30 protein-coding genes are annotated in these 24,835 nt (G+C 55.2%); 24 read left to right on the forward strand and 6 right to left on the reverse strand.

All coding sequences use genetic code 11. The annotated features are described in order from the left end of the window. Positions 1-35: 35 nt before the first annotated feature. From GCU45_RS27670 to GCU45_RS27685, 4 genes are all read left to right on the forward strand, one after another. Positions 36-785, forward strand: a complete 750-nt coding sequence (locus tag GCU45_RS27670) for a (Fe-S)-binding protein (RefSeq protein WP_152402107.1) — start codon at positions 36-38, stop codon at positions 783-785. Continuing rightward, complete coding sequence (locus GCU45_RS27675; protein WP_152402108.1) at positions 763-2,268, forward strand: LutB/LldF family L-lactate oxidation iron-sulfur protein; 1,506 nt, start codon at positions 763-765, stop codon at positions 2,266-2,268. The genes GCU45_RS27670 and GCU45_RS27675 overlap by 23 nt, the downstream gene beginning before the upstream one ends. After that, positions 2,265-2,996 carry a LutC/YkgG family protein gene (locus tag GCU45_RS27680; RefSeq protein WP_152402110.1) on the forward strand — a complete coding sequence of 244 codons (732 nt, stop codon included), beginning with the start codon at positions 2,265-2,267 and terminating at the stop codon, positions 2,994-2,996. Before GCU45_RS27675 ends, GCU45_RS27680 begins: the two co-directional genes overlap by 4 nt. 105 nt (positions 2,997-3,101) lie before the next feature. Continuing rightward, the gene (locus GCU45_RS27685; RefSeq protein ID WP_152402113.1) at positions 3,102-3,884 is read left to right on the forward strand and encodes a DeoR/GlpR family DNA-binding transcription regulator; all 783 of its coding nucleotides are present in this window, start codon (positions 3,102-3,104) and stop codon (positions 3,882-3,884) included. A 209-nt stretch (positions 3,885-4,093) separates the two neighbouring features. On the opposite strand, the gene fsa is transcribed toward GCU45_RS27685, so the two are convergent. Next, positions 4,094-4,768, reverse strand: coding sequence for a fructose-6-phosphate aldolase (gene fsa / locus GCU45_RS27690; RefSeq protein ID WP_076168422.1), 675 nt, complete (start codon positions 4,766-4,768; stop codon positions 4,094-4,096). A gap of 166 nt (positions 4,769-4,934) precedes the next feature. Between fsa and GCU45_RS27695 the strand changes: the two genes are divergently transcribed. After that, a complete protein-coding gene (locus tag GCU45_RS27695; protein ID WP_152402115.1) occupies positions 4,935-5,582 on the forward strand; it encodes a helix-turn-helix transcriptional regulator in 648 nt (215 codons plus the stop codon). 99 nt (positions 5,583-5,681) lie between these two features. Here GCU45_RS27695 and GCU45_RS27700 read toward each other — a convergent pair whose 3' ends face one another. After that, a complete protein-coding gene (locus tag GCU45_RS27700; RefSeq protein ID WP_152402117.1) occupies positions 5,682-7,559 on the reverse strand; it encodes an LTA synthase family protein in 1,878 nt (625 codons plus the stop codon). A gap of 115 nt (positions 7,560-7,674) precedes the next feature. Beyond that, positions 7,675-8,277, reverse strand: a complete 603-nt coding sequence (locus GCU45_RS27705) for a TetR/AcrR family transcriptional regulator (RefSeq protein WP_152402119.1) — start codon at positions 8,275-8,277, stop codon at positions 7,675-7,677. Between the two features lie 219 nt (positions 8,278-8,496). On the opposite strand from GCU45_RS27705, the gene GCU45_RS27710 reads away from it, so the two are divergent. The 11 genes from GCU45_RS27710 to GCU45_RS27760 all read left to right on the forward strand — a co-directional run bounded on the left by GCU45_RS27710 (position 8,497) and on the right by GCU45_RS27760 (position 17,647). Then, the gene (locus tag GCU45_RS27710; RefSeq protein WP_152402120.1) at positions 8,497-9,384 is read left to right on the forward strand and encodes an ABC transporter ATP-binding protein; all 888 of its coding nucleotides are present in this window, start codon (positions 8,497-8,499) and stop codon (positions 9,382-9,384) included. Further along, complete coding sequence (locus GCU45_RS27715) at positions 9,381-10,193, forward strand: ABC transporter permease subunit (protein ID WP_076168412.1); 813 nt, start codon at positions 9,381-9,383, stop codon at positions 10,191-10,193. The genes GCU45_RS27710 and GCU45_RS27715 overlap by 4 nt, the downstream gene beginning before the upstream one ends. Positions 10,194-10,252: 59 nt before the next feature. Further along, positions 10,253-10,999, forward strand: coding sequence for a nucleotidyltransferase family protein (locus GCU45_RS27720; protein WP_152402122.1), 747 nt, complete (start codon positions 10,253-10,255; stop codon positions 10,997-10,999). Between the two features lie 55 nt (positions 11,000-11,054). Next, positions 11,055-11,801, forward strand: a complete 747-nt coding sequence (locus GCU45_RS27725) for a GNAT family N-acetyltransferase (protein ID WP_167527248.1) — start codon at positions 11,055-11,057, stop codon at positions 11,799-11,801. A gap of 105 nt (positions 11,802-11,906) precedes the next feature. Further along, a complete protein-coding gene (locus tag GCU45_RS27730; RefSeq protein ID WP_167527249.1) occupies positions 11,907-12,380 on the forward strand; it encodes a DinB family protein in 474 nt (157 codons plus the stop codon). A 248-nt stretch (positions 12,381-12,628) separates the two neighbouring features. Continuing rightward, positions 12,629-13,579: a GNAT family N-acetyltransferase gene (locus tag GCU45_RS27735; RefSeq protein WP_152402129.1), complete on the forward strand. Its 951-nt coding sequence runs from the start codon at positions 12,629-12,631 to the stop codon at positions 13,577-13,579. A gap of 334 nt (positions 13,580-13,913) precedes the next feature. Beyond that, positions 13,914-14,831, forward strand: a complete 918-nt coding sequence (locus GCU45_RS27740) for an EamA family transporter (RefSeq protein ID WP_152402131.1) — start codon at positions 13,914-13,916, stop codon at positions 14,829-14,831. Positions 14,832-15,056: 225 nt separating this feature from the next. Then, the gene (locus GCU45_RS27745) at positions 15,057-15,581 is read left to right on the forward strand and encodes a GNAT family N-acetyltransferase (RefSeq protein WP_152402133.1); all 525 of its coding nucleotides are present in this window, start codon (positions 15,057-15,059) and stop codon (positions 15,579-15,581) included. A 27-nt stretch (positions 15,582-15,608) separates the two neighbouring features. Further along, positions 15,609-16,046, forward strand: a complete 438-nt coding sequence (locus tag GCU45_RS27750; RefSeq protein WP_152402135.1) for a hypothetical protein — start codon at positions 15,609-15,611, stop codon at positions 16,044-16,046. After that, complete coding sequence (locus GCU45_RS27755; RefSeq protein ID WP_152402136.1) at positions 16,039-16,719, forward strand: HAD family hydrolase; 681 nt, start codon at positions 16,039-16,041, stop codon at positions 16,717-16,719. Before GCU45_RS27750 ends, GCU45_RS27755 begins: the two co-directional genes overlap by 8 nt. A gap of 25 nt (positions 16,720-16,744) precedes the next feature. Then, the gene (locus tag GCU45_RS27760) at positions 16,745-17,647 is read left to right on the forward strand and encodes a GNAT family N-acetyltransferase (RefSeq protein WP_167527250.1); all 903 of its coding nucleotides are present in this window, start codon (positions 16,745-16,747) and stop codon (positions 17,645-17,647) included. Here the strand turns inward: GCU45_RS27760 and GCU45_RS27765 are convergent, their stop codons facing one another. Continuing rightward, positions 17,648-17,845 carry a hypothetical protein gene (locus GCU45_RS27765; RefSeq protein WP_105443696.1) on the reverse strand — a complete coding sequence of 66 codons (198 nt, stop codon included), beginning with the start codon at positions 17,843-17,845 and terminating at the stop codon, positions 17,648-17,650. 112 nt (positions 17,846-17,957) lie between these two features. Here GCU45_RS27765 and rpiA point away from each other — a divergent pair, with 112 nt between their 5' ends. Genes rpiA through GCU45_RS27785 form a run of 4 tightly spaced genes read left to right on the forward strand, consistent with a single transcriptional unit; the run spans position 17,958 to position 19,836 of the window. Then, on the forward strand, positions 17,958-18,638 hold the full coding sequence (rpiA, locus tag GCU45_RS27770; RefSeq protein ID WP_208837080.1) for a ribose-5-phosphate isomerase RpiA: 681 nt from the start codon (positions 17,958-17,960) through the stop codon (positions 18,636-18,638). Positions 18,639-18,652: 14 nt separating this feature from the next. Next, positions 18,653-19,117 (forward strand): VanZ family protein, encoded by a 465-nt coding sequence (locus GCU45_RS27775; protein ID WP_152402142.1) that lies wholly within the window; start codon positions 18,653-18,655, stop codon positions 19,115-19,117. A 57-nt stretch (positions 19,118-19,174) separates the two neighbouring features. Further along, the gene (locus GCU45_RS27780) at positions 19,175-19,642 is read left to right on the forward strand and encodes a MarR family winged helix-turn-helix transcriptional regulator (protein ID WP_076168391.1); all 468 of its coding nucleotides are present in this window, start codon (positions 19,175-19,177) and stop codon (positions 19,640-19,642) included. Further along, on the forward strand, positions 19,639-19,836 hold the full coding sequence (locus tag GCU45_RS27785) for a YwbE family protein (protein ID WP_076168389.1): 198 nt from the start codon (positions 19,639-19,641) through the stop codon (positions 19,834-19,836). Before GCU45_RS27780 ends, GCU45_RS27785 begins: the two co-directional genes overlap by 4 nt. Before the next feature lie 120 nt (positions 19,837-19,956). Here the strand turns inward: GCU45_RS27785 and GCU45_RS27790 are convergent, their stop codons facing one another. Together GCU45_RS27790 and GCU45_RS27795 are read right to left on the reverse strand one after the other, a co-directional pair. Continuing rightward, a complete protein-coding gene (locus GCU45_RS27790; protein ID WP_105443693.1) occupies positions 19,957-20,256 on the reverse strand; it encodes a hypothetical protein in 300 nt (99 codons plus the stop codon). Between the two features lie 101 nt (positions 20,257-20,357). Beyond that, complete coding sequence (locus GCU45_RS27795) at positions 20,358-21,206, reverse strand: helix-turn-helix transcriptional regulator (protein WP_076168387.1); 849 nt, start codon at positions 21,204-21,206, stop codon at positions 20,358-20,360. Positions 21,207-21,450: 244 nt separating this feature from the next. Between GCU45_RS27795 and fabF the strand changes: the two genes are divergently transcribed. The 4 genes from fabF to GCU45_RS27815 all read left to right on the forward strand — a co-directional run bounded on the left by fabF (position 21,451) and on the right by GCU45_RS27815 (position 24,821). Further along, positions 21,451-22,689 (forward strand): beta-ketoacyl-ACP synthase II, encoded by a 1,239-nt coding sequence (fabF, locus tag GCU45_RS27800; protein WP_152402143.1) that lies wholly within the window; start codon positions 21,451-21,453, stop codon positions 22,687-22,689. A gap of 130 nt (positions 22,690-22,819) precedes the next feature. Beyond that, entirely contained in the window at positions 22,820-23,266 is a 447-nt protein-coding gene (locus tag GCU45_RS27805; protein WP_152402145.1) for a zinc ribbon domain-containing protein, read from the forward strand. A 107-nt stretch (positions 23,267-23,373) separates the two neighbouring features. Next, complete coding sequence (locus GCU45_RS27810) at positions 23,374-24,090, forward strand: class I SAM-dependent methyltransferase (RefSeq protein WP_152402147.1); 717 nt, start codon at positions 23,374-23,376, stop codon at positions 24,088-24,090. A 302-nt stretch (positions 24,091-24,392) separates the two neighbouring features. Then, entirely contained in the window at positions 24,393-24,821 is a 429-nt protein-coding gene (locus tag GCU45_RS27815) for a GNAT family N-acetyltransferase (protein WP_152402149.1), read from the forward strand. Positions 24,822-24,835 lie beyond the last annotated feature (14 nt).

The raw sequence follows: 24,835 nt of genomic DNA on the forward strand, positions 1-24,835 counted from the left end.
CTTTTAATGTTGAACCGCAAAGGAGGTATTACACCGTGAAGGTTTCGCTATTCATTACCTGCATCAGCGACGCGCTGTTTCCGCCCATCGGCGAAGCGATGGCCCGTCTGCTGGCGCGGTACGGCGTCCGGCTCAATTTTCCGCAGGTGCAGACCTGCTGCGGCCAGCCGGCCTTTAACAGCGGCTATTGGGATGAAGCCAGAGTTTCGGCGCGGACGATTTTGGAAGCGTTTGACGACAGCGATTTTGTGATCGCCCCTTCGGGCTCCTGCACCGGTATGATCCATCATTATTACCCCAAGCTGTTTGAACACGAGCCTCAGCTTCAGGAAAAAGCGCTGGCGCTGAAGGAGAAGACGTACGAGTTCACCCAATTTCTCGTCCAGGTGCTGGGCGTGACGGATGTGGGGGCCGTTTTTCCCCATAGAGTCACTTATCACCCGTCCTGCCACGGCTCCCGGCTGCTCGGCATCAAAGACGAGCCGATGCAGCTGATGGCCAGCGTGCAGGGCATGGAGCTGATTCCGCTGCCTTATGCGGAAGACTGCTGTGGCTTCGGCGGAACGTTCGCCATCAAGATGAGCGACATCTCGGGCGCGATGGTCGAAGAGAAAACCCAGCACGTGCTGGAGACGGAGGCCGAGGTGCTGGTCGGGCTGGACATGGGCTGCCTGCTAAATATCGGCGGCAATCTGCATTATCAGGGCAAGCCGGTCCGGGTCATGCATCTGGCGGAACTGCTGTATGAGGGAGTGAAGCACCGTGAGCAAACCGCAGGGGTCTAGCGTAAAGGAGCGGGCGGAAACCGCACTGAAGGACGAATTTCTCGTTAACGCCGTCAAGTTTACGACGGAAAAGCTGAAAAACGGCAAGAAGGCAGCGACGGCGGAACACGGCAACTGGGAGGAATGGAGGGAGCGGGGAAGGCAGATCCGGGCCCATACAATCGCCCACCTCGACTACTATTTGAACGAGTTTGTGAATAATGCCAGAGAGCAGGGCGTGCATGTGCATTTTGCTCCCGAAGCGAAGGACGCCGCCCGGATCGCGGTGGAGATTGCCAAGCATAAGCAGGCCAAGTCGGTCGTCAAGTCCAAATCGATGGTGTCCGAGGAAGTGCATATCAACGAAGCGTTTGAGGACATCGGCATCGAATCGATTGAAAGCGACCTAGGCGAGTACATCATCCAGCTGGCGAATGAACCGCCTTCCCATATCATTATCCCGGCCATACACAAAAACCGGTATCAAATCGCCGAGCTGCTGTCGAAGGAAGCGGGAGAGACGCTGGCACCGGACACGAAAATTTTGGCGGGATTTGCGCGGAGAAAGCTCCGCGACAAGTTTCTGGAAGCCGACATCGGGTTAACCGGGGCCAACTTCGGCATTGCTGAGAGCGGATCGATCGTCATTTTTGAAAACGAGGGCAACGCCCGCATGGTGAGCACGGTGCCGAAAACGCAAATTACGCTGATGGGGATGGAGCGGCTTATTCCGACCTGGGATGACCTCGAAGTGATGGCGACGCTCCTGCCGCGCTCGGCGACCGGCCAGAAGCTGACCGTGTACATGTCGGGCATCACGGGGCCGCGCCGGACGGCGGATGGAGACGGCCCGGAGGAGATGCATATCATCATCGTCGACAACGGCCGCTCACTGCAGCTTGGGGATCCGGATTTCCAGGAACTCTTGAACTGCATCCGATGCGGAGCATGCCTGAACGCCTGCCCGGTGTACCGCCATATCGGGGGGCATTCTTACCCCGGAACGTACAGCGGGCCGATCGGTGCGGTACTGACGCCGGCGCTGAACAAGAATACCGAGGAGTGGCAGGACATCGCTAACGCCTCCAGTCTATGCGGCGCCTGCTATGAAGCCTGTCCGGTCAAAATTCCGCTGCACGACATGCTTGTCTATTTGCGCAACCGGAAGGTCGAGAGGGGTTATACCGCAGCCGGCGAAAAACTGGCGATGAAAGGCTTCAAGATGCTGATGAAAAGCTCGGGCCGCTTTAAGCAAGCGGTGAAGCTCGGGCAGACGGGCCAAAAACTGCTGGTCCGGGACGGATATATCCGTTCTCAATTCGGCCCGCTCAAGGGCTGGACGGCGTACCGGCACATTCCGGCACTGCCTAGCAGATCGTTCCGGGAACGCTGGCCGCAGCTGGACGCCGAGGTCGGGGCCAGCCTCCCGCCGATGCCGGAAGCGATGAAGTCCCGCATGGAGAGCATCGTCGCCGGCCGGAAGGAAAGGGGGATGAAACGATGAGCACATCCGATCCGGCATTTTTGGAGAAAATGGAGCAGCAATCCCGGGAGCAGCAGCAGCGGTTCATCGGCCATATCGCCAGCCGTCTCGGTCGTGGGGGCGCTTCTGAATCCCGCAAGCCGGAGCATCCGTATCGGGGCGCACCGGATTTTTGGAACGGCTACGAGCTGACGCATGAAGAGCGGATCGAGCGCTTTATGGGGAACTGGCGTGCCGCCGGCGGCCATACCGAGCGGGTGGCCGGCTGGGAGGAGCTGTCCGGCGTCGTGACCCGCATCCTGCAGGAGCACGGAGCACAGTCAACGATCCGCCAGGACCTTCCTGAGCTGGCCGGGCTCCGGCTGGAACAGCATTTACCGGAGCTTGCACACCGGGTGTGGAACGGGCAGGATCCGGACGCCTCCCTGGCCGCCGCGGCCTATACGGATGCCGGGATCGCGCTTGTTGATGACGCCGTGGCGTATACCGGCTCGCTCGTGGTCACATCATCGGCGGAGAAGGGACGGTCGGTGTCCCTCCTGCCTAATCTGCTGATCGCCATCGTCCCGGCGGAGCGCATGAAGACGCGGCTCGGCGAGGTTATGGGCCGCCTGTCCCGCAGCGCCGGGGAGGGGCTGCCGGCAGGGGTTCACTTTATCTCGGGGCCGAGCCGCTCCTCGGACATCGAGAACGACCTGACCATCGGCGTTCACGGGCCGGGGATCGCTTACGCTTTGATTGTCGGATAATCCGATTCGGGAGTGTCCCCGCTCAGAAAGGCATGGGGATAACACGTTGTCCGGGAACGGGCAAATCTATATAATGGGTGTACGATAGAACGAAAGAGGGAAGCTATGTTAGTTGCGGAACGTTATGATACCATCGTGCGGCTGGTCAATGAGCGCGGCAGCATCCGGGTGTCGGAGCTGAGCGAGCTGTGCGGCGTGACCGAAGAGACGATCCGCCGCGACCTGGACCGGCTGGAGCAGCAGGGCAAGCTGCGGCGGAGCCACGGCGGCGCCGTCAGCGTTAAGGAGACCCAGGCGGAGACCCCGTATTTTGAGCGGGAGGTCATCCATCAGGACGAGAAGAGGCGGATTGCCGAAGAGGCGGTGCGGCGGATCGAGCCGCGGAACCGCATCGCCCTGGATGCCAGCTCGACGGCGTGGTATATGGCTTCGATCCTGCCGGACATTCCTTTGACCGTGGTTACCAATTCCATCAAGGTTGCCCTGGAGCTGTCCTCCAAGGAGAAGATCGAGGTCATATCGACGGGCGGCATGCTGGCAGCCCATTCCTTGTCTTACGTCGGCCCGCTCGCCGAACGCGGCCTGGAATCCTATTATGTGGATAAGGCGTTTATTTCCTGCAAAGGCGTGCACTTGGACCGCGGAATCAGCGAATCCAACGAGCTGCAGGCGATGGTCAAGCATCGGATGATCCGGCAGGCGAAGACCGTGTACATCCTGGCCGACGCGAGCAAAATCGGCGTGCAGGCGTTCACCCATCTGGCCGATTGGGCCGAGGTGGACGTGCTGATCACCGACGGCCATGTTGACGAGAAGGACGCTTCGCTGCTCCGGGAGAAATCGATCGAGCTGATTATTGCAGGACAGACAGATAGCAATGCAGGTTAATTCGTATGCACCGCCCGATCACTAATAGCAGCAGTAAGAACCCTCCCGCAGTGCTGGTTTCCAGCGATTGTGGGAGGGTTTGATTTTGGTAAAGAAAAAAGAAGCAGCTGAAATAATGGCGGCGAAAATCGCATAAGACTCCTACGTTAAAAGCAGCCCTGCCGGGAAACTCCCAGCCGGGCTGCTTTTATAAGTGTGCTGTTCGAACGTTACTCGCCGGCCTTCGCCTGGCTTTTGGCCGCTTGCGGCACTTTCTCCCAGTCGGCCAGGAAACGCTCGATCCCGCTGTCGGTGAGCGGATGCTTCCACAGAGACGGCAGCAGCGAGCCCGGAATGGTCGCGATGTGGGCGCCGGCGATGGCCGCGTCCTCCACATGCTTGATGTTGCGGATGCTGGCCGCGATAATTTCGGACGTCATGCCGTAGTTTTCGAGGATTTGCTTCAGCTCGCGAATCAGCTTCATGCCCTCGACCCCGATATCGTCCAGGCGTCCGACGAACGGGCTGACGTACGTAGCCCCGGCCTTGGCGGCCATCAGGCCCTGTGCGGCGGAAAAGATCAGCGTCACATTCGTTTTAATGCCCTTTTTGGTCAGCTCATGACATGCATACAAGCCGTCTTCGGTCATCGGCACCTTGATGACGACGTTTGGCGCCCATTCGGCAATCTCGTACGCCTCCTTCAGCATGTCCTCGGCTTTGGTACCGATGACTTCGGCGCTGACCGGGCCGGAGACGATGCTGCAAATCTCCTGAATGACCTCTTTGAAGTCCCGGCCTTCTTTGGCGATCAGGGAAGGGTTGGTCGTTACTCCGTCCACCAGTCCCAGGCGGGAGATCCGTTTAATTTCGTCGATGTTGCCCGTATCCAGGAAAAACTTCATATCACTGATTCCTCCTTCGGTTATGAAAAGATATGGCTATCGGTTAAAATAAAATTTATAATAGTGTGTATCATAACTGATTTATGACACAATAATTATTTAAACCATGCTGCCCGTGATATAACAATGAAATTGCAGCTTCAGGTGATTTTTCTCAAAGGAGAGGATTCCCATTCAACTAACTCCGAGACAGCTGGATATCGTGGAACTTGTGCGGGAGCATGCGCCCGTTACAGGCGATCAGATCGCTGAGATGATCGGCCTCAGCCGCCCGACCCTGCGCGCGGACCTGTCCCTGCTCACGATGCTGGGCTTGATCAGCGCCAAGCCGAAGGTGGGGTATTTTCCCGCCGAAACGCCAAGCTCCCAAGGTGAGTTTGAACAAAGATTGCAGCAAATATACGTGAAGGATATATACAGCACTCCCGTGACCATCTCCGAGCATGCGACGGCCTACGATGCCGTAGTGCAGCTGCTGTGTGAGAATACGGGCACGCTGATGGTGACCGGAGAGTCCGGTGAACTGAAAGGGGTCGTCTCCCGCAAGGACGTGCTGAAGCTGACGATGGGGCATGCGGATTTGAGCACGATTCCCGTCGGTCTGGCGATGACCCGCCGGGCGCACATGGCGGTCCTGACGCCTGAGGAGACCGTGCTGGATGCGGCTGACAAGCTGGTGAAGCATCAGGTGAACTGCCTGCCGGTCGTTTCCGGCGAGGGAGACAGCATGATGGTCGGCCGGGTCACCAAAACGGATATTTTGCGCGTATTGATCGATCTCGCGGGTAAAGGCGGTTCGCCCGCCCCGAATTAACGGGTCTCTTGAACACATAACTACAAGACACAACAACTAAAAAAGCCGGCTGCTCCCATCCCGTATGGAATGGAAGCAGCCGGCTTTTGCCATGGGCCGTTACCGTCTTGGAAGCAGCCTTACGTATTCGTCCGACAGCTTCATCAGGTTCAAAATATAGTCGTAATCCTTCCGGTATTTCGAGAAGTCGGCGACAGGCTGCATCGTCTTCAGGGAGATGGCGGTGCCATCCTCAAAGCCTTTGCCCGGCACAAACAAAATGTCATTGTTGAAGAAGGAGCCTGTCGGCAGATAATACCGCATACCGACGACGTTCTTGTCGATGTTAAGCAGGTCGTGGCCAAATGCGGTAAAGTGCTTGTCCTTGAGCGAAATGCCCAGCAGGTTCGCCAGCGTCGGCATGATGTCGAGCTGACCGCCGACCTGGTCGACGACCTTGCCCTGCTTGCCAGGAATATGCATGATCAGCGGGATGTTGAAGCGGGTAATCCGCTGGTCATAGGAGATACCGAGCGCCTGCTTGATGACCGCCGGATCGTTGTCCTGCGGCTGAAGCCCGAAATGGTCGCCGTAAATGACGAGCACGGTGTCGTCCCACATGCCTTTTGCTTTCAGACCGTCGATCAGGGTACCGATTGCATAGTCCGTGTAATTCACAGCCGTCAGGTAGTCCCCCAACTGGGTTCCCTGGATGGAATCGGGGACCTTGATTTTTTTGCGGTCCTCCGGCACCTTGAACGGAAAATGGCTGGAAGCCGTGACGAACTGGGCGTAAAACGGCTTGCCCTGCTCATGCAGCTCGGACAGCTTGTCCAGACCGACCCGGTACAGCTCCTCATCCGAAGCGCCAAAATCGTTGAAGTGATCGTTTTTGTACGACTTTTTGTCGTAATAATTCGTAAAGTTCAGCGCCGGGTAAAGCTGGTCCCGGTCCCAGAATTTCACGTCGTTAACGTGAAACGTATCGGCCGTGTAACCGAGCTGCCCGAGCAGACGTGGCATACTCGGGAGCTCCCGGTCGCCGAAGCCGCTCGACATTGCAACGGTGCCGGTCGGGTAGATCGACGTATTGCTCATAAATTCGGCGTCCGACGTATTGCCTTGCCCGATCTGCTGGAAGACATGCGGAAAGTACAGGCCGCCGTCAGCCAGTTGGTTCAGCACGGGGGTCAGTTCCTGGCCGCCCGTCGACAAATGGATCGGGAAGTTCTGGAACGCCTCCATTTGAATGACGATGACGTTTTTGCCTTTGGCAGCTCCAAACATCGCCGGTTTGTCTTGTGCAGTCTCACTGGCGTACGGGTATGACTGCTCGGCCTGGCTGACCTTTTGCACGGTCTCGTCCAGATTGCCGGAGGCGATCATGCTGTTCTCCTCGCTGGCGCGGATCCCGGCAGCAACCTGGTAATCCAGGAAGCCGAGATGCTCCGCCTGCATCAGTTCATTGGTGATGGAGCGGTCCGCATGAATGTACAGCGCCGAGACGATCAGGCCGATGACGCCGAGGGCTGCCGGCCAAATTTTACGAAGCCGCGTGCGCAGCGAAAACCGGAGCGGTACCCAGCGGCCGATCAGCCAGAAGAGCGCGACGATCACGACGTCGGCAAAAAATAAATAGTTCTCCGTTTCGATCGTTGACTGAACGCTTTCCTTGATCTGCAGCACCTGCTTCAGCTCGGACAGCGCCGTATAGGTCGGCACCGAATTGAAATGCTGAAAATACAGCGCCGACGCAAACATGAGAATCGAGAAAATGGCGTTAAAAATCCAATAGACCCATCCCTTCGCTTTCGCGGGGGTAATCAGCTCAATGATGCACAGCAGCACCAGCAGCGCAGCGGCGTCGGCGGTGATCCGGCTCCACAGAATATCATGGAAGAAAAAGTACCGGAGGAGCAGCAGCTTGAGCAGCAGGACGACGAAAACGGCGATAAAGGGCGTCTTCGGTCTGGAATAAGTGGAACGGAAGTCGATCATACCTGCTCCTTTCTGTTTCATTACAGTGTTCGTTGGTATTTACAAGTATAGTCATGTTAAACCCGATTTTACATACCGCGAACACTAAATTAACACAAAAAGGGCGCGCTGTTAATCATTTTTGGTATTGCGGACCACAAATGCCATAAAAGAACACATGAATCATATCCTCTGTAAACGCCTCGGGATCCTCACTCTGATTGACCAGATCCAGCATTTTTTCGTACTGCTCCGTCATCATGCCTACATAAAGAAGCACCATTTGGACGGACACTTTCTCTGAAATTTCTCCGCGCTGCTTCCCCTTCTGCACAAAATCGGTGATCAAGGGAATGGCACGTTCCTCATACTGCTGCTGGATAAACCGGTTGATTTCCGGGTCGGCTTCGATCAGCTGCTTGAGCGCGGATGGGGTGAAGGGCAGCTTTAACCGGCTTTTTTGAAAAATAATGTATTCGATTTTTTCCTTCAGCGGCGCATCGCCCGTCAGCACGCGCTCATACTCCTCCATCAGCATGGCGACAAATTCCTTAAACACTTCGCGGAGCAGCGCTTCTTTGCTGCCAAAATAGTTGTATATGGTGACCTGCGACACTTCCGCCTTGGCTGCGATATCCTTGATGCGGATTTGCCGGGGTTCCCATTCGCCCAGCATTTCCAATACGGTTTGTTTGATCTTTTGTTTAATCTGCACTGCCCGCTTCTCAAATCCATTCATTTCTTTCGAACCATCCTAACTATTGTAAAATAGGTCATCGGCTTGATCGAATGAACGAAGAATATCGGTTCTCGCCGGTTCGATCCAATTAATGAAATTATACCACAAAAATATTTCATAAAATGTATTGACGATGGAAAGCGGCAGGCGTATGATCCGATTATGAAATATCCGAACAAGAATATTTCATAAATTCAAATATGCATTGGAGGCGCTGGCATGCTGAGCGTTGAACATGTAACTAAAATTTTTCCGAACGGGAGAGGCATCCGGGACGTGACCTTTTCGGTCCGCCGCGGCGAGGTGTTCGGTTTTCTGGGACCGAATGGAGCCGGCAAATCGACGACGATCCGGCATATCATGGGCTTTTTGAAGCCGGATCAAGGCTCCGTAAAGGTATGCGGCTACGACACGTGGAAGGAACAGGGACGGTTTCAAAAATATATCGGCTACCTTCCCGGCGAAATCGCGTTTATCGAGGGGATGACCGGCAAAGCGTTTCTGGATTTTATGGCAGGCATGCAGGGCGGCGTCGATCCGGCTTGGCGCGACGAGCTCATCCGACGGCTGCAGTTTGACGTCCGGACGCCGATCCGGAAAATGTCCAAGGGAATGAAGCAGAAGGTCGGGATCGTTGCCGCCTTTATGCACCGGCCGGAGGTCATTATCCTGGATGAGCCGACGTCAGGGCTGGATCCGCTCATGCAAAAAGTGTTCATCGAGCTCGTGCTGGAGGAGAAGGCAAGGGGGACGACCTTCCTGATGTCCTCGCATAATTTTCCGGAAATCGAACGGACCTGCGATAGGGCAGCGATCATCAAGGACGGCGTGATTATTGCGGTCAAGGATATCCATGAGCTGCAGTCGATGCAGCGCAAGCTGTTCGAAGTGACGTTTGAGACGGAGCAGGAGCTGGACGATTTCATGAAATGCGGCCTGATGATCGATTCCCGGGAAGGAAACCGCGTGCGGGTGGCCGTTCAGGGCGACGTGGACCGGTTTATCCGCGAAACCGCCCGCTTTCACGTCCGCAATATCGATGTGTTCACGCAGAACCTGGAGGACATTTTTATGGATTATTACGATCGGGAGGGTCAAACGCCATGAATATGCCGCTGTACAGACAAATGCTTGCGATTAACCTCAAAATGTTCATGAATTATGCCGTCGGATCGGCCTTTTATATATTGTTGATGTTTTGGATTTATCCGGGAATCGCCAAAAACAGCAGCAGCTTGAATTCGCTGATCGATGGGATGCCGGAGGGCTTGGGCAAGGCGTTCGGCCTGGAAAACGGCTTCAGCAGCATCGGCGCGTTTATATCCGGTGAGTATTACGGCCTGTTGTATCTGCTGATTCTGTCCATCTTCTGCATTCTCGTATCCACGCAGCTGATCGCCAAGCTTGTCGACCAGGGCTCGATGGCGTACCTGTTGTCGGCGCCCACCACGCGCACGAAGGTAGCCCTGACCCAGGCGGCCGTGCTGCTCTCCGGGCTGGTGCTGATTTGCGCGGTCACGACACTGGCCGGGTTTGCCGGGTACGCCTGGTTTATCGGGGATCTGGGGGATTTCGACGGCACTGGCTTTGTGCTGCTGAATGCAGGCGCCCTGCTGCTGTTCTTCTGCATCGGAGGCATTTCTTACTTGATTTCCGCCTGCTGCAATGACGAGAAGCGGGCGCTGACGCTCTCGGGCGTGATCATCATCGGATTTTTCAGCCTGAACCTGATCGGCAAAATCAGCGGGCAGCTCAGCTGGATGCGGCATATTTCGGTCTTTTCCTTATTTGATCCCGGCGAGATCGTCGGCAAAACGGCGGATTGGCCGGTGTCTATCGCGGTTCTGGCCGGCCTGGGCGCGGTAGCCTTCGCCGCCGGCATGATTATTTTCCGGAAAAGAAGCCTGCCGCTGTAAATCAAGCTATACTAGGGGGAGCAGGTATACCGATCAAGAGACCGATCAAGGAGGTCACGATGAAAGCACTCATATTGGCGGCTGGCTACGCCACGAGGCTGTACCCGCTGACGCGGGATGTGCCCAAAGCCCTGCTCCCCCTCGGGCCCGGCACCATTCTCGATCATATCGTCCGCAAAGTGGAGCGGGTCAGCGGCATTTCGGAAATCGTACTGGTCAGCAACCACAGGTTTGCCTCTGCGTTTCGGGGATGGGCTGAGTCGCGCGAATGTAGCGTACCGGTGCGCGTGCTCGACGATGGTTCCACACATGAAGGGAACCGGCTCGGAGCGGTCGGCGACATGGCGTTTGCCGTAAAGGAAATGGGAATGGAAGAAGACCTTCTGGTTATGGCCGGGGACAACGTGTTTACGTTCGATCTGCAGGAGTATGTTGACTTTTATTACAAACGGCAGCGCGACTGCATCCTCGTTCAGCCGATGGAGCGCAAGGAGGACTTGCAGCGGGTCGGCGTCGTCCAGCTTGATGAGGGGGACACCGTCCTGTCTTTCGAGGAAAAGCCGGTGCATCCCCGGACGAATCTCGGCGTGCTCGCCGTGTACATTTACCGCAAAGACACGCTTCCTCTCATTGACGAATATCTGAATGAAGGGAATCAGCCGGATGCCCCGGGATATTTCCCTGAGTGGCTGTGCCAGCGCAAGGAGATGGCCGCATACCGGGCACGGGGAACGAGTTATGACATCGGGACGCCGGAGGCTTACCGAAAGGTGACGGAGAACTATACAACTCTGTTTGGGAATTGAATATTTATGAGTATACATGTATATTTATTCCAATGATGCTGAAGGAGCGATATACATGTATAAATTTTTGGAGGAAATCACGATCAACACGTGGCCGGCCAAGTATTCCGCTCAGATGAACGGTTGGCTGGTCCGCTATGCAGACGGATACACGAAGCGGGCGAATTCGGTCAGTCCGATTTACCTGAACCCGGGCTGCGATGTGGAAGGCAGCATCGCCGCCGCCGAACGGTTTTACAGGGATGCCGGTCAGCCGGTCATTTTCAAGATGACTCCTTATGTTATACCGTCCGATCTGGATGAACGTCTCGCCGGGCGGGGATATGTTCAGGTGGACCTATCCAGCGTGCGGATTCTGGATCTTCAGCGAGAAACGGCACCGGCGGCTGACCCCGGGCTTCATGTCGTGTTCCGGGACCGGCTGGATACCGGCTGGCTCGAGCAAATGTCCCTCATGAACGGAATACCGGGCAACGGACAATCGGTCCTGGCGCACACGCTGGCCTCCACTCCGCTCAAGCAGGGATTTTTCCTGTTACAGCAAGGGAGTGAGACGGTAGCCGCCGGACTCGGCGTCATTCAAGAGGGATGGCTGGGCCTGTACGATATCGTGACACATCCTGATTTCCGGGAGCGGGGGTTTGGATTCCAGCTGATCCAGCGCATGCTGGCATGGGGCCGGGAGCAGGGCGCGCATTCGTCGTTTCTTCAGGTCGTTCAGGCCAATGAGGCGGCATGCCGGTTATACGACAAGCTTGGTTATCGCCATGTTTATTCCTATTGGTACAGAGTGCTTAAATAATGGAATTAGGCGAATGTTTGTTCTTGTCTCAAATGCCCTTCCAGGGTATCATAGTGTGGCATGGCCAGCGCCATGACAGATTGACTTGGATTGGGAGAGATGAGGATGAACGACATACCGGAGAAACTTGCGCCGATGTGCGAACTGATCGATGAGGTGAAGGCACTGGCGGATATTCCGGAAGATCAGTGGACGGGAGCGATTGCCGAAGGCAAGTGGTCGCCGCAGGAAATCATCGGGCACATGATGCTGTGGGACAAGCATTTCCTGGAGCACGCGATCCGGCCGATGGCGGCCAAAAAACCGATGGATATGCCAAAGGTGGAGCTTGACGAATTCAACCGGGAAGCGGCCGCGTATGCGCGCAGCCAAGGACGCCAGGAGCTGATCGATCAGACGGTGCACTGGCGGGAGCAGATCATCGGAGAGCTGAAGCGGATACCTGAAGAAGAGTATGCCACCGAATACAGTACCGGAAGCGGCAAGCTGTCCGTAGACGAGTATCTGGCCGATTTTTACTGGCATGACCGCCATCATATGAATCAGATCCACCATTACATAGCAAACGGACACAAATAGAACAGCTCTCCTAACAAGAGGACCGTAACGAGGTGAAAATTACTTCGGGCGGTCTTTTTTTAATCAACCTATATTGGGTAGGAAGGAGAAACGTGATGAGCAGCATCATGAATGAGAAGGTCTAAAAATACAGCATGGGGTAACGTTTAAGCTCCGGGGAATTTCTCCGGGCTGATCTGGCATGAAATCGGATGGCCGGACCGTAGACTAATAGAAAATCTATCTGTCTGAGCCCAAGGAGGTCTGGCATGAACAGAGAGGACCGGCTGGAAGCAAGCCCACATGGGGGAAAGCCTGAATCCGTAAGCATTCGTGAAGCCGAGCCGGCAGAATGGGAGTGGTACCTGCGCATATATGATAAACAGATGGCTGCAGGGATCAAGCTGCCGCTTCATACCGATTCATTTCTGCCTGCGGGCTTCATGCCTTATTGGCTGAAAAAAAACGGCAAGGTGATCGGCGGTGCTGCTCTTTCGGGCAGTGCGATCCGGGATTTGTTCACGATTCCTCCCCATCAGGTGGATCACCGATTAATCCTTGCTGTCGTCAAGGCGATCCGGGAGACGGAAGCAGGAGGGGGAACGCGTACGATCCGCGCCTATGAAGTCTTTGCGGATCAGGAAGATGCCTATATGCGGGCAGGCTTTTTCCCGGCACCCCATAGGCATCGCTGGATGCAGCGGCCAACGGCCGAATATGATTCCCACGGAAACGGCGGATCAGCTTTTCAATCCATAGAAATCCAACATGAGGGCGGAGAACGGAGGCTCGTGCTTGAACGGGAAATCGGATTGTTTTTGTTCAAGCATGCACGGCATGAAGAGGGCAGTAAGCTGGAGGACGCTTCTTTTGCTGACGTGCTGTCCAAGCTCAGGCTCGTTGCTGCGCATATGACAGAGGAAACAACAACGGCTTCAAGCCTGTTGTATGATACGTCGACCCGCGCATTGATCGGTGTCTGTATCATTGGGATGCTGGCGGGCTGTCCCACGATTCAGGAGCTCACCGTCATGAAGGCTTACAGAGGCCGTAGGCTGGCGACCCAGATGGTGCAAAAAGCGCTGACGATGTTAAAAAAACAGGGGCTGCCGCTGCTGCGGATTCGTGCCATGCATGGACACCCCCATGAGTCCTTGTGCTTTCAACTTGGATTTATGCCTGGTCCTCTGTTTATTTCGACCATGACCATGTATGGTTGAGAAGCCGCAACCAGCGCATCTGGAAGCAAAGCATGGGGAACTGGGAAGGAGCGTCCGGCATATTTTCCATAACTTGATCGGGCCATCTGCTTTATCCTGCTACCGTAACTCATTGACGCTCACAGCATAATGATTTAGAATTTCTTTTCGAAAGGTTCAGTTCAACATTTCTACATCAAGTTCGTGCAGCATCCGCTTTTAAACTCCGATTCGTTCGCGAGTGGCGAAATTTTAACGAAGACTTCGTAGTGTCATCGGTTTCGTTCGCCCCCTGTCCTAACCGACAGGGGGCTTTTGGTTGTTGCGCGGGTACTGGCATCAGGAGGTTATCCATTTGAACAAGCTCAAATACTCGCTACTAATACTGATCGGTGCATGCAGCTACGGCGTGCTTTCCTCCATTATGAAGGTCGGCATGAAGGAAGGTTTTACAGTCAGCCAAATGCTTGGCGGCCAATATATTTTCGGTTGGTCATTGCTGCTGGTGCTGATGCTTATTTTTTCCCGGAAAAAGATTGCGCCGAAGCAGTGGCTTGCATTGCTGGCGGTCGGAATTACCATGAGCGGCACGTCGGTCTTTTACGGCAAAGCCGTTGAGCGGCTGCCCGCATCGATTGCCGTTGTGCTGCTGTTCCAGTTCACATGGATCGGCGTATTAATGGAAGCCGCGGCGGATCGTCGCATTCCAAGCCGCAGCAAGATCATTTCGATCGTGATTTTGATCCTGGGGACCCTGCTCGCTGGAGGCGTCATCGGCGAAAGTACCGGACCGCTGGACACAAGAGGCGTCGTATACGGTCTGCTGTCCGCTTTTACGTTTGCGCTATATATGTTTGTCAGCGGACGCGTCGGAACGGCGGTTCCTGCCTTTAATAAAAGCTTCTTCATGACCACGGGCTCGGGCGTCATCGTATTGTCCGTCTTTTCTCCCGCTTTTTTGTGGGATGGGGCTCTGGTCGCCGGATTATGGAAATACGGTCTGATTCTTGGCATTCTAGGCATCTTGATCCCGGTGCTCTTTTTCGCGATCGGTATGCCGAAGGTGGGATCCGGCACGGGGGCGATCCTGGGAGCTGCCGAATTGCCTGCGGCGGTCGTCGCTTCCGTCCTGCTGGTTCACGAGCATGTGAGCAGTCTGCAGTGGCTCGGGATCGTGCTTATTTTCATCGGCATTGCCATCCCGCAAATCCGCTTTTCAAGGAAGCAAAGCCCGCCGATGTATGAACGACCGGAAAGCGCCGCACATCTTTAGCTTTTTGACGGGCCGCGAGATTAAGCATTACGGTACAGGGTAATGTAAACATGTAGACATCTCTTCTTATTTTAGCCTCGGCGCGTAGCCGCAGGCTGTTTTTTTTGTATAATGGAATCAGTGAGAAGGGGGTTGATTTGCAATTATTCATGCAATGACTGCATTTTCTGTTTAGGGTAATCAAAGAAAGCTTCGATTTCATTAAAAATATGGAGGTCATTTCTTATGATTATCAGACAAATGCATGTGAACGAGGCGGACAAGATCCGCCAAATCGACCGGTCCGAACAGATCGACCGGATTTACAAAATGAACGGCGGGCAGCTTGAAACCGTTCCGATGGGACATGAATGTCCGACCTGGGATGAGGAACACACAGATGAAATGGTCAACCGATTCCGGCATGAGCTGGAGCAGGGAGGCACGGCATACGGGGCGTTCGACGGCGATGTGCTCGCCGGCTTTGGCGTGCTCGGACACCGGTTTAGAGGCCGCAACCAAGACCAGCTGCAGGTGGATCTGATGTATGTCAGCCGGCCATACCGGAGACAAGGGCTGGCTACCCGGATCATGAACGAGCTGAGCCGCGTGGCCAAGGAGCGCGGAGCGAGCTATTTATACATATCCTCGACGGAAACGGAATCGGCGGTCGGCTTCTACCGTGCCAACGGCGGAAACCTCACCGAGGAAGTGGATGAGGAGCTGTATCAGCAGGAGCCGGAAGACATTCATATGCTCAAGAAGCTGTAAGACAGAGGAAATAGAGGTGAACGGGCTGTGTTCGTGTATTTTGCATTCGGAATAGGTATTCTCATCATGATCGGGGCGGGCGTGCTCGCTTGGAAAAATTCCAAAATCATCGCGGAACAGAAGAAGCAGCCTGGCCCCAGACCGATTCACTACACCTATACGGTGCAGGTGACAAGCCGCTTAGATGAAGAGGAGAACAGCCGCTTCACCCCGATTTATCGAATTTCGTATGAGGATCCTCAAGGAACGATGTATGCGTACTTAAGCAGGGTAACCGGGGAAAGGGAGCTGAAGCTGTCCGAAGCAACCGGCATCATGGAGACTAAGCTGGCGGACGTGCTCGCGAAGGGCCGGCTCAAGGCGGCGTCTCCTGTCATGGAAGCGGTCATCGGCGAAGAGGAGAAGGAGGCTGTCGCCCGTTTGGACCACAAGTTAAACGCGTCAGGGGGGCTGATCAGTGGATGACTTGACAAAGCGGCCGATTCGGGCGGTGTTGTTTGATTTCGACGGCACGCTGGCGGATACGCTGCCATTGTCTTTTTACGCGTTTCAGGAAGTATTCCGCAAGTATACCGCGAAGGAGTACAGCAACGAAGAGATCATGGCCTGGTTTGGACCGACAGAGGAAGGCATTATCAGCCAGGTTTTGAAATCTCACGAGTCACTGCCGGAAGCTATTGACGACTACTATCGGATCTACGACGCATATCACGACCGGATGCTCTCGCTTTCGGAAGAAATCCGCGGCATGCTGAACCGGCTGCAGGACATGTCCATTCCGATGGGCATCATCACAGGCAAAAGCCGCAGATCGCTCGACATTTCTTCGGCAAAGCTCGCTATGGGGTCTTATTTCACCGTAGGCTTTGCCGGGGATGAACTTACCCGTCCCAAGCCGGATCGGGAGGGCCTCGATAGGGCGATGGCCGTGCTCGGAGTAATGCCGGAAGATACGCTGTTTATCGGGGACAGCAACGCCGATATGGCAGCCGGGCGGGCGGCAGGCACCCGGATCGGCGGTGCAATGTGGTTTGAAACGATTCAGAGCAGCAATCTTCTTCCCGTTCCCGATTATCGGTTCACCTCGCCGCTTCAAGTGGCGGAGCTGATCGGCAGGTTAAATCAGGGCAAAGGATAAACAAGAGGCGATGGAGGGAAGGCGAATGCACGTCGTTCAATTTCAGGATCCGGAAGCATTTTTGGAGCATACGGAGCCGGTGCTGCTTGAGAATGAACTGCTGAACAATCTTCCGCTTGGCATTCTGTACCGGTTGGTAGACACGATGAAAGAAGAAGGCGGCATTCCGAGGCATGGGGAGGGAAGCAGTCGGCTGTTTCTGGCGACGGTTCAGAACGGAGAGCAGCCCCTGCTCATACTCATCCAGACGCTGTCGCATCTGATTCTGTATGCAAGCGATGAAGTCGGCGGCCCGGAACAGCTTCGGACTTGCTGCTGCGAGGCGGTGGACTATATCATCCGTCAGGGTGAGGTATCCCAAATCCCTAGCATTATCGGGTTAACGTCAACCGCTGAAATGTTTGCGGAGGGGTGGCGCGACAAGACCGGCATTTCCTACCATGTCGGAATGAATCAGCGGATATACCGCTGCACGAAAGTAAACCCTATTTCCGAAAGCGGGGGGCACTTGAGGGAAGCTGGGCCAGATGATCTGCCGCTCCTTACAAGGTGGGTGCTGGACTTCAGCCGCGAAGCGCTGGAGCCGATCCCGCAGGAAGACTCGGAGCGGATTGCCCGAAGGGGAGTCATCTTGTCTTCCCTCTATATTTGGGATGACGGGGGACCGGTCTCTATGGTCCAAAAATCGCGTCCGACCAAGCGCGGTATTGTGGTCACGCTGGTTTACACGCCTCCCGAGCTGCGCGGCAGGGGTTATGCAAGCTCATCCGTAGCCGAATTGACCCGGCGGCTCCTAAGCAGTGATTACGAGTTCACCTGCCTGTACACGGATCTCAGCAATCCGGTGTCCAACCATATATACATGAACATCGGCTACGAGCCGGCGGCGGATTCTATCGTTTATGTTTTCGACCGGGCGGGCGAATAATTACATATGATAGCTGCCTGTAGGTTCGTTTAAGACCCATTCCAGCATGGTCAGCATGTCTTCGACGCGGAGCAGCTGGGCAGACAGCGAGGCGTGGACCGGCGTGTCCGGTTCAGCCGATTCGATGCGGGAGAGCAGCGACTTTTTTTGCATCAGCAGTTCGTTCATTTTGGATTTAATCTGGTTTTCAGTTCTCATTGATAACCCTCCATGTGCAGTTGTTACGGTACCATGATGATTATACCAGTCTTGAAGGGCAGGTCCATAACCGAATCGGCCCATCCACTATACCAAGGAGATGATGTGGAATATGAATCTGAAGAAAATGGCTGCGGAAAAAGCTGTTGAATACGTTGAGGACGGCATGCGTGTCGGTCTGGGGACAGGCTCCACCGCTTACTGGGCGATCAAGAGAATCGGTGAACGCGTCAGGGAAGGGATGACGATACAGGCAGTGGCGACCTCCAAGGCTTCGGAGAAGCTGGCGGCCGAGGAAGGGATTCCGCTATTGCCTTTTCACCAATTGGACGGGCTGGACCTGACTATTGACGGTGCAGACGAAGTCAATCCGGAACTGAGCCTGATTAAAGGCGGGGGAGGAGCTCTTCTGCGGGAAAAAATCGTTGCCTACCACAGCAAGCAGCTGATCATTATTGCCGATGAGCACAAAGTAGTGAATACGCTGGGCGCATTTCCCCTCCCGGTGGAGATCATCCCGTTTGCGCATGAATGGACGCTGGGATCGCTGGAGAAGCTCGGATGCAGCCCGCAGCTGCGCACCGATAACGACCAGCTGTACGTCACCGACAACGGAAACTATATCGCCGATTGCCGCTTCGGGGAGATTGCCGACCCTGCGAAGCTGCATCAGCAGCTGTTATACATTCCGGGCGTGGTGGACAACGGGTTGTTCATTGGAATGGCGGACCGGGCGGTCATCGCCGGCAGCGACGGAACGGTTAAAATCATGGAGCGTCCGTTAAACCGGTAGATCAGGCGCATTCCATGAAACAACCGGTATTGTCCGCTGCATGGCGAAATCTGCTGACCGTGTTGATCGTCGCTTATACGCTTCTTCTCCTCTATTGGATGTTCCTGGGGTTCGGACGGAGCCCGGGTTCATCCTTTCATTATAATGTGATTCCTTTGCGGACGATCCGGCTGTACATTCAGTATGGCTGGACCATGTCCCCGAAAATATGGATCATCAATTTGTTCGGCAATATGGCGGTGTTCGTCCCTTTCGGCCTCCTGCTACCGCTGCTGATCCAGAAGCTGCAGTCGTGGCTTGTGCTTACGGCCGTCTTCGTTTCGTCCATCCTGGTCGCGGAATGGGCGCAGATGCTGCTGCGGGTCGGCAGCTTTGACGTGGATGACGTGATCCTGAATACAGCGGGCGTGTGGATCGGATGGTTGATCTCCAGCATTTGGCGGGAACGGATCGGCATAAAAAGAGGAACAAAGGTTTGACATCATCGCGTCTTTCGATTATCTTAGCATTAAGATAGCGCGTTTGGAGGTTTTTACATGGCTGGTAAAACTAGCAACGATGAATTGTCCCTGGATTTATTTATTGTCCTTGCCCGCGCCTATAATTCAGTAGTTGCCCACTCCATTCGTGATATTCAAAGCCACGGTTTGAATTCAACGGAATTTGGAGTCCTGGATCTGCTGTATCACAAAGGGCCCCAACCACTGCAAAAAATCGGGGAGAAGGTATTGATATCCAGCGGGAACATTACGTACGTGGCGGATAAGCTGCAGAAAAAGAATCTGCTTGTCCGCAAGGCGTCACCGGATGACCGACGGGTCATATTTGCTGATCTGACGGATGAGGGGAGAGCATTCTTCCAAAGTATTTTTCCTCAGCATCAGCAGGTTCTGGTCCGCGCGGTGGAAGATCTGGACAGCGAAGAGAAGATGCAGGCGATTCAGCTTCTGCGCAAGCTCGGATTGTCGGCAGAGCGGAAATTCAAGGAGAGTGGGGCTATATGAACGGACAGCTTCGCGCAAACATCAGGCCCGGACTCGAGGTCGATATCGTACTGAAGCAGGACCAGCGTACAGGCAAAAGGACACGCGGCATCGTGAAGGATATCCTGACCAATTCCGCCCAGCATCCACACGGCATTAAGGTCAGGCTGACGGACGGGCAGGTCGGCCGGGTGCAGGAAATCATCACGCCATAAGTGTTAGAAACGGAACCATCTTGGCAGTCGTGCTGAAGCATGAAAAACAGCCGCTGCCCGCCGGAAGGGCGGGAGCGGCTGTTTTTCTTTTTGTATTGGTGACCGTTATTCCTCGGGCGGTCACAGATGAAACCGTTCAACCTGATCCCACTGCTTTTCTTTGCGCAAAATTTCGCGCTGTTTTGGCCCGATCAGGTCAAAATGGGGAAAAGGAGAGCGGTTGTGTATATATTTCGGTGAAAGTCCGTGGCTGACGCACCAGCCGGCGAGCCGGTCCAAATCCGAGCAGCCGACCTTGGTCACCGTCGTCATCCCGGGAAAACGCGGGTCCAGCCAGTAGTGCGTCAAATACGCGATTTCTCCCCGGCTGACCGCCTCCTTCCACCGGTTCAGTTCAATGCGGTTAATTCCAAAAGCCATCCTGTATTCATCCCCATCTATTTCGTCATTCGTCTTCGGATATGATTCGTACGTCTTCGCACATTTCCAGTTATTCCGCCTGGCAAATTCCTGCTTGCCGATTAAGCGTCTGCCGTACGCTGCATCAAACGCTTCAGCTTGGTTTCGGTCGGAGATCCGGCGCATGGCGTATAGATGCTGCAGCGCAAATCGCTTCCGCCCTGTACCTGCAGCGACGTTAAATCGAACAGCATCTTTCCGGCTTTGGCATGCCTGAACTCAATCAGTACCTCCGGCGCCGAGCTGACCTGGCTCTGTTTCCACAGCGTCAGGAATTCGGGATCGGTATTCTCCATTTCCCGCAGAAACTGCTCATACCATTCGTCATCGACGTACTGCCCGTAATACGCGCGAAAAATCGACAAAAACCCCATAATAAAATGCTCCCAGTTAACCGCCAGCCTCCGCATCTCTTTGCGGGTAAACAGAAGGCGAATCAGGTTCCGCTCCTCGGGCGGAATCTGGGTAAAGTCGAGAAACACGTGGGCGGCCGCTTCATTCCAGCCGACAATCTGAAAACGCCGGTCGGAGATGATCGTTGGACAGTAGTGGAGCTCGTCCACGATTTTTTGCAGCGCCGGGCTGATCTGCGGGTGCTCCTGCTGAATCGGGGCGGCAGCGGAGCCGCTCTCCAGGGCGAGCGAAAACAAATATTTCCGCTCGTCCGCTGTCAGCCGGAGCGCGGACGCGACGCAGTCGAGCACCGAAGCGGACACTTTGATGTCCCGTCCCTGTTCAAGCCAAGTATACCAGGTGCTGCTGACCCCGGCGAGCTGTGCCACTTCTTCCCGCCGGAGTCCGGGCGTCCGCCGGCGGGTGCCCTGCGGAAGTCCGACTGTTTCCGGCTGCAGCTTGGCCCGCTGGTTTTTCAGAAAAGCGGAAAGCGCATTAAGCCGTGCCTGCTGATTCATCTGTTCTTGCACCTCTTTCAAAGTTAAGACCCATTTGCAGATCTATTTGCACATCCAATGATAAGCTCCATCGTAGGTTCCGCTGCCATCCGGGTGTTTCTTATGATGGTGTTCATTATGATGGTGTTCATTATGATGGTGTTCATTATGATGGTGTTGCTTATACTAGGATAAACTATAACTTGTAATAGGATAAATGCTATGGAAAAATGATATCATAATTTGAGTTTGGGAGGAATACCAGATGGAAAAGGTTGTCGTTACAGGAATGGGGCTTGTTTCACCGTTGGGCAGCACGGTGCCCGGCTTTTGGAATGCCATGATTCGAGGCGAGTCGGGAATATCCCGGATCGATGCGTTTGATACATCGCACATGAAGGCTTCCGTCGCCGGCATCGTGCGGGATTTTGATGCAGAGGCAAGATTCGGCCGCAAAGAAGCCCGACGGATGGACCGCTTCACCCAGTTTGCGCTGGCGGCGGCCGAAGACGCGCTCAAGGATGCGGAACTGGACATGGACCGCCTGGATAAGGAGCGGACGGGTGTGTACGTCGGCTCCGGTATCGGAGGCATTGGGACATTGATGGAGCAGGGGGACGTTCTTCGTTCCCGGGGACCGGAACGGGTCAGCCCGCTGCTCGTCCCGATGATCATCTCGAATATGGCCGCGGCGACGATCAGCATCCGGTTCGGCTTCACCGGACCTACAATGTCGCCGGTTACGGCATGCTCGATCGGCAATACAAGCATCGGAGAGGCGTTCCGGCTGATCCGCTCGGGCGGTGCGGACGTCATGATTGCCGGCGGCGCGGAAGCGGCCATTTCCGAAATTTCGATGGCGAGCTTCGGCAATGCTACGGCCCTGTCGGCATGGGACGGGGATCCGAAGCTGGCAAGCCGCCCGTTCGATGCTGGCCGCGACGGGTTCGTCATGGGCGAAGGCGCGGGCATCCTGGTGCTGGAGTCGCTGTCCCACGCCCGCAGCCGGAACGCCCGCATATATGCGGAGGTAGCCGGATATGGGGCGACTTCGGATGCCTATCATATTGTTGCTTCCCATCCGGAAGGCATCGGAGCCTACAACGCGATGAGGCTTGCCCTTCAGGAAGCCGCCGTCCGTCCGGAGGACATCGATGTGGTCAGTGCTCATGCTACGAGTACGGAAGTCGGGGACAAGTCCGAGACGCAGGCCATCAAGCGCTTGTTCGGCGAGGCGGCTTACCGTGTGCCGGTGACGGCGAACAAATCGATGCTCGGGCATATGTTTGGGGCTTCCGGCGGCGCTCAGGCCATCGCTTTGGTACAGATGCTGCTGGAAGGCGTGATACCACCGACGATCAATCTGCGGGAAGCGGACCCGGATTGCGACCTGGATTATGTTCCGAATATCGCGCGCACCGCTGAAGTCAAGATCGGCATGTCCAATTCCTTCGGTTTTGGCGGTCATAACGCCGTCATCGTTTTGAAGCGATTCGAAGCGTAACGAAGGGCGTATCCCTTCCCCGGGCTTCTCTTTGGCGGCCAATCCCTCGAGTCCCGGTCGTCTTGGCCGCTATGGTATGATGGGGATATCTATCCATAAGTCAGAAACCCATAACTGGAGGGGATGAGAATTGGCCGTCAAAATTTGTCCGAAGTGCGGGGAATCCAATCCGGAGCAGGCGTGGACCTGCGTACGCTGCGGCAGTTCCCTGCAGAATGCCGAAGTGGCCGGAACTCCGGATGCCGACAAAAGGGCGGGCATATCGCTCGGACGCGATGAGAACATCTGCCCTGCATGCGGTGAACAGCTCGAGCCGGGGGCGAGAAAGTGCAAGTTTTGCGGGACGACGATTTATAAAAAGCCCGCTGCACCGATTTATGAAGAACCGGATGAAGATCCGTTTAGACCAAGCGCGGTGTCGATCATTTTGCTGATTCTGGCGACGGTGGTGTTTCCTCCGGCCGGTCTCATTATAGGCGGGGTGGCCGTCGTTCTCGGCGATCCGGATAAACGGATCGCCGGGCAGCTGTTGATGGTTCTCGGTCTGATCGTGATTGCGGTGAAGTACTTTTTTTAATGCGTGTCGCCATCATTTTCTAGAAGAAATTCGGCAACCAGCCTGGTCGGGGGCTCCTTCCTTGGGTAAATCTTAAGTAGAAGCTTGTTAACTAAGGAGGCTGGCCGATGAACAAAGAACATTTTGAAGCAGCAAGGGCTTCGGAAGCGGAGTACCATCAGCGCTTTTACGAAGATAACGATCTGTTTGAACAGGGTACCTGGATGGCTCAGCCGGGACCGGTCGTCATGGAAATGCTGGAGCGGCTGCTCCAGCATCGCGAGGATGCACAGGTGCTGGATCTCGGCTGCGGCGTCGGCCGCAACACGATTCCGGTCGCCGAGCGGTTGCGCGGAACCCGGAGCCGGGTGGTCGGGGTGGATCTATTGGAGGATGCCGCTGCCAAGCTTAAGGAAAACGCAGTGGAATTCGGTGTACAGGAGCTGGTTGAATCTGAGGCCGCCGATGTGGAGCATTACGCGATACAGGCGAATGCCTACGATTACATCATTGCGTGCTCGGCACTGGAGCATACGTCATCGCGTGACGCCCTGGAACGGGTGCTGGACCGGATGAAGCGCGGGACGCGGACCGGCGGAATCCACTGTATCACCATGAGCACGGACGTAGAGGAAGTTGACCGGGTAACCGGAGAAGTTCGGAAGGGATTAATCGAGACCAATTTGGCGCAGCAGGACGCTATGGCCCTGCTTCAGCAGCATTACCGGGATTGGAACATCCTGATCGAACGAGTGGTACCGCAGAGCATCGAGGAAGTGAAGGATGGGCGCAGCATCGATTTTCGCTGTTCCCTGATTACGTTTGCCGCACAGAAGATCCGATAAAACCGATGTGCGTGCAGCTGCAGCCCTCCTACTCCGCTTAACTGTTTGATCAAGATACGAGATCTATCTAACCTTTGCCCCATGACAGCCAGCGGCTGACGGGGCTTTTTTTCGCTCAAATACGCTAGGGTTGGAATCGCGATGTCATGGAGACGTCAGGAGGAGTTCTGCTTGCTCCAGGGCCACCCTGCAGATTCGGTCCGGTTGAAATTTACGCGCAGACAAGGTACAGTAACGAAACAGAATTCTTTTTGCCATGATAGGGCAGAGCAGTGAATGTGAATTTACAGGAGGCAGAACCTATGCTGTTAAATATCAAAAATTACATACGCAAGCCGGAGACGATGGAGCTCATCTCCTATGCGGTTTTTCCCGATGACCGGTCGATTGAGCAGGCGATCCAGCAGTACGAGGCCAACGACGCCTGGCAGCTGTACGGTTTTGAAGACGGGGAACTTCTAGTCGGGTTGATCGGTTATGAAAAGATGGATGATACCTTGCTGATCCGCCATATTTCGGTCATTCCGGAAAACCGCGGGCTCGGATACGGAAGGGGCATGATCCTGGAAGTGCTGACGCAGGAAAAGCCCGCCAGGGTCGTAGCGGAGACGGATGAGGAGGCGGTCGACTTTTACCGCAGCATCGGATTTGAGGTGCACAGCCTGGGCGAACTGTTCCCGGGAGTGGAGCGTTTCCGCTGCGTTTACGAAGCCGAAGAGGATGAGGAATAAAACGGCAAATCAGA

It is taken from the genome of Paenibacillus cellulositrophicus, from assembly GCF_009363095.1.
GTDB classification, from domain to species: domain Bacteria; phylum Bacillota; class Bacilli; order Paenibacillales; family Paenibacillaceae; genus Paenibacillus_AQ; species Paenibacillus_AQ favisporus.

Coding starts and splice junctions, on each gene's coding strand:
- GCU45_RS27730 (WP_167527249.1), top strand. CDS start 11,907: ATGAACGACATACCGGAGAAACTTGCGCCGATGTGCGAACTGATCGAT.
- GCU45_RS27815 (WP_152402149.1), top strand. CDS start 24,393: ATGCTGTTAAATATCAAAAATTACATACGCAAGCCGGAGACGATGGAG.
- GCU45_RS27715 (WP_076168412.1), top strand. CDS start 9,381: ATGAATATGCCGCTGTACAGACAAATGCTTGCGATTAACCTCAAAATG.
- GCU45_RS27705 (WP_152402119.1), bottom strand. CDS start 8,277: ATGAATGGATTTGAGAAGCGGGCAGTGCAGATTAAACAAAAGATCAAA.
- GCU45_RS27720 (WP_152402122.1), top strand. CDS start 10,253: ATGAAAGCACTCATATTGGCGGCTGGCTACGCCACGAGGCTGTACCCG.
- GCU45_RS27790 (WP_105443693.1), bottom strand. CDS start 20,256: ATGGCTTTTGGAATTAACCGCATTGAACTGAACCGGTGGAAGGAGGCG.
- GCU45_RS27710 (WP_152402120.1), top strand. CDS start 8,497: ATGCTGAGCGTTGAACATGTAACTAAAATTTTTCCGAACGGGAGAGGC.
- GCU45_RS27795 (WP_076168387.1), bottom strand. CDS start 21,206: ATGAATCAGCAGGCACGGCTTAATGCGCTTTCCGCTTTTCTGAAAAAC.
- GCU45_RS27765 (WP_105443696.1), bottom strand. CDS start 17,845: ATGAGAACTGAAAACCAGATTAAATCCAAAATGAACGAACTGCTGATG.
- GCU45_RS27785 (WP_076168389.1), top strand. CDS start 19,639: ATGAACGGACAGCTTCGCGCAAACATCAGGCCCGGACTCGAGGTCGAT.
- rpiA (WP_208837080.1), top strand. CDS start 17,958: ATGAATCTGAAGAAAATGGCTGCGGAAAAAGCTGTTGAATACGTTGAG.
- fabF (WP_152402143.1), top strand. CDS start 21,451: ATGGAAAAGGTTGTCGTTACAGGAATGGGGCTTGTTTCACCGTTGGGC.
- GCU45_RS27725 (WP_167527248.1), top strand. CDS start 11,055: ATGTATAAATTTTTGGAGGAAATCACGATCAACACGTGGCCGGCCAAG.
- GCU45_RS27810 (WP_152402147.1), top strand. CDS start 23,374: ATGAACAAAGAACATTTTGAAGCAGCAAGGGCTTCGGAAGCGGAGTAC.
- GCU45_RS27685 (WP_152402113.1), top strand. CDS start 3,102: ATGTTAGTTGCGGAACGTTATGATACCATCGTGCGGCTGGTCAATGAG.
- GCU45_RS27760 (WP_167527250.1), top strand. CDS start 16,745: ATGCACGTCGTTCAATTTCAGGATCCGGAAGCATTTTTGGAGCATACG.
- GCU45_RS27735 (WP_152402129.1), top strand. CDS start 12,629: ATGAACAGAGAGGACCGGCTGGAAGCAAGCCCACATGGGGGAAAGCCT.
- fsa (WP_076168422.1), bottom strand. CDS start 4,768: ATGAAGTTTTTCCTGGATACGGGCAACATCGACGAAATTAAACGGATC.
- GCU45_RS27680 (WP_152402110.1), top strand. CDS start 2,265: ATGAGCACATCCGATCCGGCATTTTTGGAGAAAATGGAGCAGCAATCC.
- GCU45_RS27745 (WP_152402133.1), top strand. CDS start 15,057: ATGATTATCAGACAAATGCATGTGAACGAGGCGGACAAGATCCGCCAA.
- GCU45_RS27775 (WP_152402142.1), top strand. CDS start 18,653: ATGAAACAACCGGTATTGTCCGCTGCATGGCGAAATCTGCTGACCGTG.
- GCU45_RS27700 (WP_152402117.1), bottom strand. CDS start 7,559: ATGATCGACTTCCGTTCCACTTATTCCAGACCGAAGACGCCCTTTATC.
- GCU45_RS27780 (WP_076168391.1), top strand. CDS start 19,175: ATGGCTGGTAAAACTAGCAACGATGAATTGTCCCTGGATTTATTTATT.